The 12,705-nt window shown below is 68.1% G+C and carries 13 protein-coding genes; all 13 read left to right on the forward strand.

The window, feature by feature from the left end; genetic code table 11:
- The first annotated feature begins 76 nt into the window (after positions 1 to 76).
- The 13 genes from B6K69_RS13410 (at position 77) to B6K69_RS13470 (ending at position 12,695) form a co-directional block, all read left to right on the forward strand.
- Positions 77 to 706, forward strand: a complete 630-nt coding sequence (locus tag B6K69_RS13410) for a CMD domain protein (protein ID WP_108644135.1) — start codon at positions 77 to 79, stop codon at positions 704 to 706.
- A 12-nt stretch (positions 707 to 718) separates the two neighbouring features.
- Positions 719 to 1,279, forward strand: coding sequence for a carboxymuconolactone decarboxylase family protein (locus tag B6K69_RS13415; protein WP_108644136.1), 561 nt, complete (start codon positions 719 to 721; stop codon positions 1,277 to 1,279).
- A gap of 12 nt (positions 1,280 to 1,291) precedes the next feature.
- A complete protein-coding gene (locus B6K69_RS13420) occupies positions 1,292 to 2,599 on the forward strand; it encodes an O-acetylhomoserine aminocarboxypropyltransferase/cysteine synthase family protein (protein ID WP_108644137.1) in 1,308 nt (435 codons plus the stop codon).
- A complete protein-coding gene (locus B6K69_RS13425; RefSeq protein WP_108644138.1) occupies positions 2,596 to 3,384 on the forward strand; it encodes a glutathione S-transferase family protein in 789 nt (262 codons plus the stop codon). Before B6K69_RS13420 ends, B6K69_RS13425 begins: the two co-directional genes overlap by 4 nt.
- An 89-nt stretch (positions 3,385 to 3,473) precedes the next feature.
- Complete coding sequence (locus B6K69_RS13430; RefSeq protein WP_228156736.1) at positions 3,474 to 4,376, forward strand: serine O-acetyltransferase; 903 nt, start codon at positions 3,474 to 3,476, stop codon at positions 4,374 to 4,376.
- Positions 4,377 to 4,553: 177 nt separating this feature from the next.
- A complete protein-coding gene (locus B6K69_RS13435) occupies positions 4,554 to 5,540 on the forward strand; it encodes a taurine ABC transporter substrate-binding protein (RefSeq protein ID WP_108644932.1) in 987 nt (328 codons plus the stop codon).
- 77 nt (positions 5,541 to 5,617) lie between these two features.
- Entirely contained in the window at positions 5,618 to 6,424 is an 807-nt protein-coding gene (locus tag B6K69_RS13440) for a taurine ABC transporter ATP-binding protein (protein ID WP_108644140.1), read from the forward strand.
- The gene (locus B6K69_RS13445; protein WP_108644141.1) at positions 6,421 to 7,647 is read left to right on the forward strand and encodes an ABC transporter permease subunit; all 1,227 of its coding nucleotides are present in this window, start codon (positions 6,421 to 6,423) and stop codon (positions 7,645 to 7,647) included. The genes B6K69_RS13440 and B6K69_RS13445 overlap by 4 nt, the downstream gene beginning before the upstream one ends.
- Positions 7,648 to 7,927: 280 nt before the next feature.
- Positions 7,928 to 8,920 (forward strand): aliphatic sulfonate ABC transporter substrate-binding protein, encoded by a 993-nt coding sequence (locus tag B6K69_RS13450; protein WP_123876570.1) that lies wholly within the window; start codon positions 7,928 to 7,930, stop codon positions 8,918 to 8,920.
- 84 nt (positions 8,921 to 9,004) lie between these two features.
- On the forward strand, positions 9,005 to 10,069 hold the full coding sequence (locus tag B6K69_RS13455) for an ABC transporter substrate-binding protein (protein ID WP_108644143.1): 1,065 nt from the start codon (positions 9,005 to 9,007) through the stop codon (positions 10,067 to 10,069).
- A gap of 1 nt (position 10,070) precedes the next feature.
- A complete protein-coding gene (locus B6K69_RS13460) occupies positions 10,071 to 10,934 on the forward strand; it encodes an ABC transporter permease (protein WP_108644144.1) in 864 nt (287 codons plus the stop codon).
- The gene (locus tag B6K69_RS13465; protein WP_108644145.1) at positions 10,934 to 11,674 is read left to right on the forward strand and encodes an ABC transporter ATP-binding protein; all 741 of its coding nucleotides are present in this window, start codon (positions 10,934 to 10,936) and stop codon (positions 11,672 to 11,674) included. Before B6K69_RS13460 ends, B6K69_RS13465 begins: the two co-directional genes overlap by 1 nt.
- A gap of 31 nt (positions 11,675 to 11,705) precedes the next feature.
- Positions 11,706 to 12,695: an amidohydrolase family protein gene (locus tag B6K69_RS13470; RefSeq protein ID WP_108644146.1), complete on the forward strand. Its 990-nt coding sequence runs from the start codon at positions 11,706 to 11,708 to the stop codon at positions 12,693 to 12,695.
- Positions 12,696 to 12,705 lie beyond the last annotated feature (10 nt).

Here is a 12,705-nt window from a genome sequence, read left to right on the forward strand (position 1 = left end):
TTTGTCGTCTTTTGCGCCATCCCGTGCAACCTTGAGGGGACAATACCCCCGCAACCGGCATGAAGGCATACCCAAGATGACCCACCATGACCTGACCCTGATCGAACGTCTGGCCGGTGTGGCCCCGGGCAGCCCGGTCGGCCGTGCCTTCCGCGCCCGGCCCGAGGCGCGGGCGCAGTCGGAACGCAGCTATCAACTGCTGCTGTTCCCCGAGGTGGCCGGCCCTGTCTCGCTGCTGGAGCGTCGCGCGGTTGCGGCCTTCGTGGCCGCCCTGCAGGACGAACCCGAAACGCGGGCGCATTTCCTGGCCCTGCTGCGCCAGACCGATCCGGCCCTGGCGCCGCTGGCCCGCCTGATTGCGCATGAGGCCGATGGCAGCGCCCATCCCGGCCCCTATGGCGCCTTTCCCGAAGGCCCGCTGTCGGCGGAAAGCCTGGACGGGCCGGTCTATGTTGTCGATGACGCGACCCGGCTTGAGCTTGGCGAGCGGCTGTCAGCGGCGCTGGAACATGCCCACCTTCTGGCGCTGCATCCGCGCGATGCTGGCCCCGAGGCGCTGGAGGCGCTGCTCCGGGCCGGATGGACCCGGGATGGCATTGTCGTGCTGACGCAGGTGATCGGGCTGGTCAGCTTCCAGGTCCGGGTGGTGGCCGGGCTGCGCAGCTATCTTGCCGCCCGGCAGGCCAGCCTGCTGGCCGCCGAATAGGGGCGGCGGCGGATGGCTGACACCGTGCTGCATCGCCCTGCCAACCGGCGCCCCACCGCCTTTGATCGCGCGCCGGTCGGCTGGTTGCCCTGGCTTGAACCGGGCGGCGGCGCGGGCATCCCGGCCTCGGACCGGCTGTTTTCCCGCGCGGGCATGGCACATGCGGCGGCAACTGCCCTGACGCAGGCGGTGCAGGACGGTGGCCGCGCCGGGCTTGCCCCGGGGGAACGCGCGCTGGCGGCTGCGGCGGTGGCCCGGCGGTTGGGCTGCTTTGCACAGACGGCGGAACAGGCACAGGCCGCCGTGCAAGGGCTGAAACGCCCGCGAGAGGTGCGGGTGCTGCTGGAAGAGGGGCTTCCCTCGCCGCTGACCGGGCGGCTGGGGGCGATTGTCAGCGCCGCCGGGGCGCTAAGCGCGGTGCCCCCCGGCCTGACCCGCCGCGAGATCTGGCGGCTTGAGGAAGAGCGGCTCGACGACCTTGAGATCGTCGATCTGATCCTGGCCGCCGCGCTGATGAACTGGACGGTCCGGCTGACGCTGGGACTGGGCGAACCGACAACAACCGAACTTTGAAGGAAAACAGCCATGACCCTGAACCCCGAGACCCTTGCCCTTCACGCCGGCTATCGGGCCGACCCTGCCACCGGGTCGGTCGTGGTGCCGATCTACCAGACCACCAGCTACCAGTTCCGCGACACGGAACATGCCGCCGCGCTGTTCTCGCTGGCCGAACTGGGCAATATCTATACCCGCATCGGTAACCCCACGACCGATGTGCTGGAACAGCGCATCGCCGCGCTGGAAGGCGGGGTTGCCGCGCTGGCGGTGGCCTCGGGTCAGGCGGCCTCGGCCTTCGCGATCCAGAACCTGGCGCGGGCGGGCGACAACATCGTGTCCTCGACCGACCTGTACGGCGGCACCTGGAACCTGTTTGCCAACACGCTGAAGGATCAGGGCATCGAGGTGCGCTTCGTCGATCCGCGCGATCCACATGCCTTTGTCCGCGCCAGCGATGACCGCACCCGCGCCTGGTATGCCGAAACCCTGCCCAACCCCAAGCTTGAGGTCTTCCCGATCCGCGAGGTGGCCGATCTGGGCCGTCCGCTGGGGATTCCGCTGATCGTGGACAATACCGCCGCCCCGCTGCTGGCGCGGCCCTTCGATCATGGCGCGGCGATCGTGGTCTATTCCTCGACAAAGTATCTGGGCGGGCATGGCACCAGCATCGGCGGGCTGATCGTCGATGGTGGCACCTTCGACTGGGCGGCGCATCCGCAACGCCAGCCGGCGCTGAACACGCCGGATGCCAGCTATCACGGCGCGGTCTGGGTCGAGGCGACGAAACCGCTGGGTCCGGTGGCCTACATCATCAAGGCCCGCACCACGCTGCTGCGCGATCTGGGCGCGGCGCTGTCGCCGTTCAACGCCTGGCAGACGTTGCAGGGCCTTGAAACGCTGCCGTTGCGGATCGAACGGCACAGCAGCAATGCCGCCCGCGTGGCCGAATGGCTGGCCGGCCGGCCCGAGGTTTCGCGCGTGATCTACCCCGGACTGCAAACAGGGGTTGCCCGCAACCGCGCCGATGCGGTGCTGCGCGGCGGCTATGGCGGGCTGGTCGGCTTTGAACTGGCTTCCGGGCATCAGGCGGGCCGCCGCTTCATCGACGCGCTCAAGCTGTTCTACCACGTTGCCAATATCGGCGATGCGCGCAGTCTGGCCATTCATCCGGCCTCGACCACCCACAGCCAGTTGACCGCCGAGGATCAGGCGAAGACCGGGGTGACGGCGGGCTATGTGCGGCTGTCGGTCGGGATCGAGCATATCGACGACATCCTTGCCGATCTGGATCAGGCGCTGGCGGCGGCCGGGGCGCAGCGCGTGGCCGCGGAATGACCGCGCCATCGCTCAGCCTGGCCGCCCCGGACGGCCACCCGCTGGCGCAGGCGGTGGCAATCTCGCTGGCGGTGCGCGGCACCTCGCTGGAGCGGGTGCCGCTGCGCCAGCCGGTCGATCTGGCAGATGACACGGCGCTGCGGCTGACCTGCCGCCGCGCGGCGCAGCCGCAGGTCGTGCTGCGCGACCCGCTGGCGATGCTGGATCTGACCGAAGATCTGCACCCCGACCAGCCGCTGCACCCCCGCGACCCGGTCCGCCGGGCCGAACATCGCGAAGGTCTGGCGCTGGTCAGGACGGTGTTTCCCGTGCTGGATCAGGTCTGCAACGCCAAGGCGCCGCGCGAACTGGATCTGGCGATCCACCTGCTGCGTAGCCGCCTGACCCGGATCGAGACGCTTCTGGCATCGGCGCAGGCAACCTCTGGCTCCGGGTTCAGCCTGCTGGACACCCTGCTGGCGCCGCTTCTGTGGCGGCTCAAGGCGCTGGACGAGGTGTTCGACAGTTTCCTGCTGATCGGCTTCGGCCGCCTTGACGCCCGGGCGGGCTGGTTGCTGGCCCGCCCCGAGGTGCGCGGGGAGCTGCCCGCCGTCCGCCGGCTGGATCTGCCGCGTCAGGCCTGGGAACGCGGGGCGCTGGTGGCGCGGCGGGACGAACAGCCCGACTGGTCGGCCGCGCTTGGCCCCGAGGCGGCCGAGCCCGTGCCCGTGCCGGAGAACAACCTTCTCTGGCGAACCCTGAATACGAAAGTCCGTTCCATTGGCGATGGCGGCGCTTTGCGATAGCGCTGCGTCAACGGTTGGAGCGGTGGGAAGGCGTGAGGACGCGCATGGACGGGACGCCACAAGACAAGCCCCTGACCGGGCCCCAAACCGTGCCACTGACCGGAATCGAGTCGGTCGCGGAACGGTTGCGGCTGATCCGCATCGTGTCGCAGCAGCGCCGCTATCACGGCCGGCCAACCCCGCTTCTGCCCTCGAAGCCCGAGATCATTTCGGTGCTGACGGATGTGGTCGGGCTGCTGTATCCCCGCCACTTCGGCCCGCCCGGCCTGACGCCGGACGAAACCGATGCCCATGTCCTGCGGATGCTGGGGTCGGTGCGCCAACGCCTGCGCCAGCAGGTCGAACGGGAATGGCATCTGTCCGAATCCCACCCCGGCCAGGCCGGCAGTTCCCATGCCGCGGTGGTGGCGGCGGGCTTCGTTGACAGCCTGGTCCGCATCCGCGACCTGCACGATACCGACATCGCCGCCGCCTATGCCGGCGACCCGTCCGCGAAAAGCCTGGACGAGATCGTGTTCTGCTTTCCCGGCGTGTCGGCCATCCTGCACCACCGCATCGCGCATGAGCTGTATCGGCTGGGCGCGCCCATGACGGCGCGGATCATGGCGGAATATTCCCACAGCGTGACCGGCATCGACATCCACCCCGGCGCCCGCATCGGGCCGGCCTTCTTTGCCGACCATGGCACCGGCGTGGTGATCGGGGAAACCTCGGTGATCGGGCGCAATGTGCGCATCTATCAACAGGTGACCCTGGGCGCCAAACGCTTCGAGGCCGATGAGAGCGGCGCGCTGGTCAAGGGCCAGCCGCGCCATCCGGTGATCGAGGATGATGTGGTGATCTATGCCGGCGCGGCCATCCTGGGCCGCATCACCATCGGCCGCGGCTCGGTCATCGGCGGCGGCGTCTGGCTGACCGAGGGCGTTCCGCCCGGCACCGCCGTCACCCAGGCCAAGCCGCAACTTTCGGTGGTGGCGCTGCGGCAGGCCTGATCTGCGGCAGACCGGGGAATTTCCTTCCCTTTTCTCTGCTTCTGCCACCCTTGCCCTGCTGCCGGGCGCCCCGGCTTTGGAATGGCCCCCGCCCGGCCGGCATCGCAGACTGTAGATCAACGACAAAATGAGTCGTCTAAACCGGGCGCTGCCCGCACCTGTCCGATGGAGACTGAAATGCCCCGTATCACCGGCCTGGCCGCTGCCTTTGCCGCGCTGCTGGCTTCCCCCGTGCTGGCCCAGCCGAAAGAGATTACCGTTGCCTACTTCCTGGAATGGCCCCTTCCGTTCGAGGCGGCCAAGCTGGATGGCACCTTCGAAAAGGAACTGGGTCTCAAGGTGAACTGGCGCGCCTTCGACACCGGCGTTGCCATGTCGGCCGCCGCCGCCGCGGGCGACGTGCAGTTCCTGATCAGCCAGGGTGTGCCGCCCTTCATCACCGCCACCTCGGCAGGGCAGGATCTGAAGGCAGTGGATGTCGCCGTCAGCTATTCGGAAAACGACAACTGCGTCGTGCGCAAGGATCTGGAGATCACCAAGGACAACGTGCAGGAACTGGAGGGCAAGAAGGTCGGCGTGCCGCTGGGCACCGCGGCGCATTACGGTTTCCTCAAGCAGCTTGAGCATTTCAAGATCGACGTGTCCAAGTTGCAGGTCGTTGACCTGACCCCGCCCGATGCCGCCGCCGCCATCGCACAGGGCAACATCGACGTGTTCTGCGGCTGGGGCGGTTCGCTGGCGCGGGCCAAGGAATATGGCAATGTGCTGCTGAGCGCCGAAGAGAAAGAGGCCGCCGGCATCCGTGTCTTCGACGTGATCTCGACCCCGGGCGGATTTGCCGCCGAGAACCCTGATCTGGTGGCGAAGTTCCTGAAGGTGGTGAACGACCAGAACGCCGCCTATGCCGCAGACCCGGAAAAATTCGTTCCGATGCTGTCCAAGGATTCTGGGCTGGATGAAGCGGTGACCAAGGACCAACTGGCCGGCTTCACGCTGCCCACGCTGGAAGAAAAGCTGTCGGACAAATGGCTGGGCGGCGGCGTGCAGACCTATCTGAAGGGCGTGGCCGATTTCTTCGTCGCCTCGGGCAACATTCCGTCGGCGCTGGACAGCTATGACGGCGTCGTCGATGCCTCTTACCTTGAGGCCGCGTCGAAGCTGTAAGGCGTTTCAACCGGCGAAACAGGCGGCGCGGGCCCTCCTCCCTGCGCCGCCTGACCTGTTTTGAAGGATTCCCCCGTATGACGACCCTGACCCTTGATGCCGTGTCGATGCAGTTCGGCACCGCGGGGCAGACGCCCACGCAGGCCCTGTCCGATATTTCCCTGACCATCCCCACGGGGCAGCTTGTGTCGATCCTCGGGCCTTCGGGCTGTGGCAAGACCACGCTTCTGAACATTCTGGCCGGCTTCCTGCGCCCCACCTCGGGCAAGGTCTTGCTGGGCGACCGCCCGATTGCCGGACCGGGGCCGGACCGGGGCATGGTGTTCCAGCAAGGCGCCCTGTTCGAATGGATGAGCGTGCGGCGCAACGTGGATTTCGGCCCAAGGATGCGCGGCGTGGCACGGGCCGAGCGGGACCGGCAGACCGACCGGCTGCTGGTGCAGACCGGGTTGCAGGGCTTTGCCGAAAAGCCGGTCTATGCGCTGTCGGGCGGTATGCAGCAGCGGGTGGCGTTGGCCCGGTGCTTGGCGGGCGATCCGCAGGTGGTGCTGATGGATGAACCGCTGGGCGCGCTGGATGCGCTGACGCGGGAAAAGATGCAGGGCCTTGTGCTGAAGCTGTGGAAGGAAACCGGCAAGACGGTGATCCTGATCACCCATTCCGTCGAAGAGGCGCTGCTTCTGGGCGAACGGCTGATCGTCATGGCGCCGCGTCCGGGCCGCATCTTCCGCGAATATCACCTGCCCTTTGCCGAAGCCGGGGTCGGTGCCGATCTGCGCGCCGTGAAGTCGCGCCCCGATTTTCATGCCCGCCGGGATGAGATCCTGTCGCTGATCTGGGGCATGGAGGAAGAGATCATGGGCCGGTCCGAGGTGGCGGCATGACCGTCCTTCTGGCCTATGTGGCGCTGTTCTTGGTGGCCTGGGCGCTGACCCGGCTGCTTTGGCGCAAGACACCCCGCGCCGCCTTTGGCGACACCAGCGCGATCCGGCCCAGCCGGGTGGCCTCGGTCCTGTCGGTGGGGGTGCTGTTCCTGATCTGGGGCGCCTTCACCGGGTCGCGGCTGGTGCCGTTGCATGTGCCGGGGTCGTTCTTGGGCGACACCGCCTTCACCTACACGGTCGAGGATGGCAAGGGCGGCACCGGGCAGGGCACCGTGACCGTGCGTGTCCACCGCCCGGGCGAAAAGCCCCCGGCGCCGGCTGCCACGGGCGGCAGCGGCATTGCGGTGGACGATGCCGAAATCACCCCGGCCTGGCGCAGCGCCTTGGTCCGCCCCGCCGCCAATGACGGGGAAGGCGCGCGCATCACCGCCATCGACGGCCAGCCCGTGACCGCAGACCAGGCGGTGCGCGTGGCGCATGGCCGCGCGGTCCTGACCTCGAAAGGGTCAATCAGCTTCACCCCTGATGCCGGCTGGCAGATGGAGCCGATCTGGCTGCCCCCGCCCGAAGCCGTGGCCGCGCGCTTTGTCGAGATTGCGCGGAACGGCTACCAGAACCATTCGCTGTGGGAACATGTCGGCTTCTCGCTGTGGCGGGTGCTGGCGGGGCTGGTGCTGGGCACGCTGGTCGGCGTGCCGCTGGGCTATGCCATGGGCCTGTCGGGCTGGTTCCGCGGCTGGTTCGACCCGATCGTCGAATTCATGCGGCCCGTGCCGCCGCTTGCGCTGATTCCGCTGATCATCATCTGGTTCGGCATCTGGGAAAGCGGCAAGATCGTGCTGCTCTTCCTGGCTGCGCTGTGGATCATGGTGATCGCCGCGCGCACCGGCGTGACCGGCATCCGCCTGTCCAAGGTTCATGCCGCCTACAGTCTTGGCGCCTCGCCGCGGCAGGTTCTGTGGCATGTCATCGTGCCGAACTCGCTGCCCGACATCTTTACCGGCCTGCGCGTTGCGCTGGGCGTCTGCTGGGGCACCGTGGTGGCGGCCGAACTGGTGGCGGCGGAAAAGGGGGCCGGGATGATGATCCTGGTGGCCTCGAAGTTCCAGCTTACCGACATCGTGGTGATGGGCATCCTGCTGATCGGGATCATCGGCTATGGCATCGACATCCTGATGCGGTTCGCCGAACGGCGGCTGGTTCCCTGGCGCGGCAAGGCCTGACCCACCGGCAGGCGGCGCGAATCATCCGCGCGCCTGCCGCCCCCGGCAACAATCACAGGGCGAGGAACGGTCTTGTCGCGGACAGGCCGTTCCGGGGAAGCGCCGCTTCGCCGGAAGTGGGGCTGGCAGGGCGGGTTTTCCAAAATTACTCGACTTATCTGGTAGATATTTACGTCATGTCTGCGCGGTGCAACCCTTGGGGCCTGTTCCGCGCGGCCGCCGAAGGCCGGGCAACATTTCAGGGCCGGGTGGCCCGAAAATCAACCAGCAGGTGCGCAGCATGACCACGATCACACGACGCAATTTCACCCTGGCCACGCTGGCCGGCATCGGGGCCCTGACGGCACCGGCGCTTGTCAGACAGGCGCGGGCGGCCGCAAGTGCCGTTCGGCTGGGCTTTTCCTACGCCACGCCGTCAACGCTGGTGATCAAGGAAAAGGGCTGGCTTGAGGAAGAGTTCGGCGCCAAGGGCATTGCCGTGGAATGGACCCTGTCGCGCGGGTCGAACCAGACGCTGGAATTCCTGCGCAGCGGTGCCATCGACTTTGGCGCCTCTGCCGGATCGGCGGCCCTGCTGGGCCATGCCAATGGCGCGCCGAACCAGGTGATCTCGTGGCTGTCGCGCGGGGAAAGCACCACGCTTCTGGCGCTGCCTGACTCGGGCATCAAGACACTGCAGGATCTGCGCGGCAAGAAGGTGGCCGCCACCCGCGCCACCGAACCCTATCTTTTCCTGCTGCGCGCATTGGCGAAGGAAGGCATCCCCGCCACCGAGGTCGAGGTGGTGCCCCTGCAACACCCCGAAGGGCGGCTGGCGCTGGAAAGCGGGCAGGTCGATGCCTGGGCGGCACTGGACCCCGATTTCGCCATCACCGAGATCACCCGCGGCTCGGTGCCGATCTACCGCGACCTGTCGCTGATCACCGGCGGCGTGCTGAACGTCCACAAGGACTTTGCCACCGAAAACCCCGATCTGGTGACGGCCGTCCTGAAGGCCAATGTCCGCGCGGTCGATTACATCAAGGCCAACCCGGCCGAGGCGCTGGCGCTTTATGCGGCGGCGGGCAAACTGGAACAGCCGGTGGCCGAACGGTCGTTCAACCGCAATGTACTGGATCAGTTCGCCATCACCGATGCCGACGTGGCCAACCTGATCGCCGCGGGCGAGGCGCTGCGCGACACCGGGTCGATCCCGGTCGGAACCGACCTTGCAGCCGCCACGAACAGCCTGCTGGCGGGCAGCTACATCACGCAGGTTCTGGCGGCGGGCTGATCCGCCGCCCCATGCGCCCCCGGGCCTTCAGGTCCGGGGCGCGCGCACCCCCCTCGCAGTCTTGCCCGAACAGGATAGCCCCCGATGACCAACACTTTCTGGTACACCCGCTGCCCGGTGCCCACCGCCTTCAGCCTGGCCGTGCTGAATGGCTGGATCGCGCAGGATCTGCAGACCGAAGGCATCGCCTTCCGGTCGCTGGCCACCACACCCGACCGCAGCGCCCGGCAATCGCATTTCCAGCAGACCCAGCCGAATTTCTTCCGGCAGGGCGGCAATACCCCACCGCTGTTTTCCCGCGCCGCCGGGCGGGATGTGCGGCTGATCGGGCTGTCCTTCAACGAAAGCCTGCGGGTGATCCTTGTCCGCCCCGACAGCGACATTCGCAGCGTGGCAGACCTTCGCGGCAAGCGGATCTCGATCCCGCGGCGGCTGTCGGACCCGGTGGATTTCTGGCGCACCACCGTCTTGCGCGGCTTCTCTGATGTGCTGGCCGCCAATGGCCTGCGCTTGCAGGACACCGTTCCAACCGAGGTCCGCATCGCCCGCGCCTATGTGGACAGCGCGCAGGATGCCCGGCGCGCGGAAGACAGCCTCTGGCGTGCCGATTTCATGTTGGGCCATCAGCGCGAAGAGGCCGAGGCGCTGATCCGCGGCGAGGTGGACGCGATCTTTTCGCAAGGCGCCATCGCCGCCATCACCCAAGGCTTCACCGGCGCGCGGGCGATCTTCGACAGTCAGGACACCGCCCGCTGGGTGAACAACGACGCGCCTCTGACACTGACGGTCACCGGCGATCTGCTGGACCGCCGCCCCGATCTGGTGGACCGTGTGGTCGCCCAGACCCTGCGCGCCGCCACCTGGGCAAGGGCGCAAGAGCGGCAGGCCAAGCGGCTGATCGCCATCGAAGCCGGCCTGCCCGAAGATCTGGTTGACCGGGCCTTCTCGCCCCGCGTGCATGAACAGCTTGGCCTTTCGCTGGACGACACGCTGATCGCGCGGCTGGAAAGCCAGAACCGGCTGCTGGTGGACCACGGCTTCATCGAGCGGCCGGTCGATTTCACCCGGTTCATCGACTTCGGGCCGCTGGCCCGCGCGCAGCCGCTGCTGGCCGAAACGCCGGTGCCGGCCATCGCGGCGGCGGAATGACATGACCGACGCCAGCCTGCCCGACCGCCCCGCCGTTGCCCGTCGCCCCCAGCCCGATGCCCATGCCCGGACAGGCAAGCCCTGGCCGGCCTGGGCCGCGCGGCTGCGCCGGCTTGCGCTTGCGCTGGTCTTTCCCGCCGCGATCCTGCTGGTCTGGTATCTGGTCAGCATTTCCGGCCGGGTTCCCGCCTATCTGCTGCCCCACCCCGCCGAGGTGGTGGCCTGGCTGGTGGATCTGCTGCGCAGCGGCGAATTGCGCCACCAGCTTGCGCCTTCGCTGGGCCGGGTGATGGCGGGCTTTGCCATCGGGGCCGGCACCGCAACCGTGCTGGGGGTTCTGGCCGGCTATGTGCTGACCTTCCGCACCCTGATTGACCCCACCATCCATGCGCTGCGCACCATTCCGGGGCTGGCGTGGATTCCGATGTTCATCCTGTGGTTCGGCATCGGTGAAGCGTCGAAAGTGGCGCTGATCGCACTGGTCACCTTCTTTCCGGTCTATCTGAACACCATGGCCGGCGTTGCCGGCGTGGACCGCAAGCTGATCGAGGTGGGCCGGGTGAACCGGCTGACCGGGCTGCGGCTGATGGGGCGCATCCTGCTGCCGGCCAGCCTGCCGTCATATTTCGTGGGGCTGCGGCAATCCATGGGCGTGGCCTGGATCGTGGTCGTCGCAGCCGAACTGATGGGTGCCTCGCGCGGGATCGGCTTTCTGTTGCTGGACGGGCAGATGACCGGGCGTCCGGCGCTGGTCATGGCCTGCATGTTGATCTTTGCCGCCTGCGGCAAGGTCACCGACATGATCCTTGCCGCCATCGCCGGTTGGGCGCTGCGCTGGCAGGACACGCTGGAAAGGGCAAGCTGATGCTTGAGGTGCAGTCACTGGTCAAGACCTACGGCGCCTTCCGCGCGCTTGGTCCCGTGACCTTTTCGCTGGGGCGCGAAGACCGGGTGCTGGGTGTCGTCGGCCCCTCGGGCTGCGGCAAATCCACGCTGCTGCGGGTTCTGGCCGGGCTTGATCCGCTGACCGGCGGCACGGTGCGGCTGGACGGCACGCCGATCACCGGCGCGCGGCCGGATGTGGCCGTGGTGTTCCAGGAACCCCGCCTGCTGCCCTGGGCCACCGTGCGCGCCAATATCGAACTTGGCATCTGGGATCAGCCCGCCCGCGACCGTGCCGCCGCGGTTCAGGCGGCGCTGGCGCAGGTGCAGTTGCCCGCCTTCGGCAATGCCCTGCCGCGCCAGTTGTCTGGCGGCATGGCGCAGCGGGTGGGCATCGCCCGCGCGCTGGTGCGCCGGCCCCGGCTTCTGCTGATGGACGAACCCTTTGCCGCGCTGGACCCGCTGACCCGGCTGCGGATGCAGGACCACCTGCTTGAGATGGTCGGACAGGAGGTGCCGAATGTCGTCATCATCACCCATGACATCGACGAGGCGCTGGCCCTGTCTGACCGGATTCTGGTTCTGGCGGGCCCGCCCGGAGAGATCCGGGCCGATCTGAAGATCGACCTGCCGCAGCCCCGCGCCCGCACCTCGGCCGCCTTTCAGGCCGAAAAGGCCCGCATCCTTGATCTGCTGTTCGGCCCCGGTGCCCACGCCGCCTGAACGGCCGGCCCATCAGAAGGAACCCCTCTCAATGCCTGCGCCCCTGTCGATCATCGACTTTCACAGCCACTACATCCCGCCGGGGTTCGATCTGGGCCATCTGGTCACGGGCAGCGCCGCGAACCGGGCGCATTGGCAATCCGTCATCGGCAAGATCACCGACCCCCGCGCACTGGTGGAAGACATCGACAGCGGTGATCTGGCCGGGCGGGTGGTGAATGTGCCGCTGGCCCTGATCGCCCCGCATCCGGCCGGGTTTCCCGCCGACCTGCCGGCCCGGCTGAACGATGCCCTGGCCGCGCTGGTGGCCGAACGGCCGGGGCAGCTTTTCGGGCTGGCCGCGGTTGACACCTTCGGTGGCGAGGCGTCGGCGCGCGAACTGACCCGCGCCGTGCAGGAGCTGGGCCTGCACGGGGTATTCCTTGACAGCGGGCGCGGCGACCGCCTGATCAACGCGCCCGAAGCCCGCCCTGTGCTGGAAGCCGCCGCCGGGCTGGGCGTTCCGGTCTTCCTGCACCCGGTCAATCCGCCCGGTCTGACCGAACAGCTTGCCCCTTTCGGGCGGCTCGGCACACTGCTGGCCCGCGGCACGGTGAACAGCGCGGCGCTGGCCAGCCTGATCGCCGAAGGGGTCTTCGACCGCCTTCCCGGGTTGCAGGTGGTTGTCACCAATCTGGCGATTGCCGGCATCCTGCTGGGCGCGGCTTATGACCAGCCCGAAGACAGGCGCAGCCCGGCGGCCAAGGTGCTGCGCCGCCAGGTCTTTGCCGACACCATGGGGTTTGACCCGGTGGTAATTGCCGCGCTGGCGGCGGCGCTGGGGCCGGACCGCGTGCTTGCGGGCAGCGACTGGCCCATCGTCAGCCAGGGCCCGATCCGCCCGCGCCTGCAGGCCGCACTGAATGGCGCCGGTCTGTCCCCCGACGCGCAGTCCGCCATCGCCTCGGGCACGCTGCGAAAGCTGTTGGGGCTGGGGGCGGCAGACTCCGGCAACGATGCACGGCATGTCAGATCGGCGTGAAAGGCCGCTG

This window comes from Pseudogemmobacter blasticus (assembly GCF_003071405.1).
Taxonomy (GTDB): Bacteria; Pseudomonadota; Alphaproteobacteria; order Rhodobacterales; family Rhodobacteraceae; genus Pseudogemmobacter; species Pseudogemmobacter blasticus.

Bases quoted from the DNA above. Each gene is read 5' to 3' on its own strand.
- B6K69_RS13410 (WP_108644135.1), top strand. From the start codon at position 77: ATGACCCACCATGACCTGACCCTGATCGAACGTCTGGCCGGTGTGGCC.
- B6K69_RS13415 (WP_108644136.1), top strand. From the start codon at position 719: ATGGCTGACACCGTGCTGCATCGCCCTGCCAACCGGCGCCCCACCGCC.
- B6K69_RS13420 (WP_108644137.1), top strand. From the start codon at position 1,292: ATGACCCTGAACCCCGAGACCCTTGCCCTTCACGCCGGCTATCGGGCC.
- B6K69_RS13425 (WP_108644138.1), top strand. From the start codon at position 2,596: ATGACCGCGCCATCGCTCAGCCTGGCCGCCCCGGACGGCCACCCGCTG.
- B6K69_RS13435 (WP_108644932.1), top strand. From the start codon at position 4,554: ATGCCCCGTATCACCGGCCTGGCCGCTGCCTTTGCCGCGCTGCTGGCT.
- B6K69_RS13440 (WP_108644140.1), top strand. From the start codon at position 5,618: ATGACGACCCTGACCCTTGATGCCGTGTCGATGCAGTTCGGCACCGCG.
- B6K69_RS13445 (WP_108644141.1), top strand. From the start codon at position 6,421: ATGACCGTCCTTCTGGCCTATGTGGCGCTGTTCTTGGTGGCCTGGGCG.
- B6K69_RS13450 (WP_123876570.1), top strand. From the start codon at position 7,928: ATGACCACGATCACACGACGCAATTTCACCCTGGCCACGCTGGCCGGC.
- B6K69_RS13455 (WP_108644143.1), top strand. From the start codon at position 9,005: ATGACCAACACTTTCTGGTACACCCGCTGCCCGGTGCCCACCGCCTTC.
- B6K69_RS13460 (WP_108644144.1), top strand. From the start codon at position 10,071: ATGACCGACGCCAGCCTGCCCGACCGCCCCGCCGTTGCCCGTCGCCCC.
- B6K69_RS13465 (WP_108644145.1), top strand. From the start codon at position 10,934: ATGCTTGAGGTGCAGTCACTGGTCAAGACCTACGGCGCCTTCCGCGCG.
- B6K69_RS13470 (WP_108644146.1), top strand. From the start codon at position 11,706: ATGCCTGCGCCCCTGTCGATCATCGACTTTCACAGCCACTACATCCCG.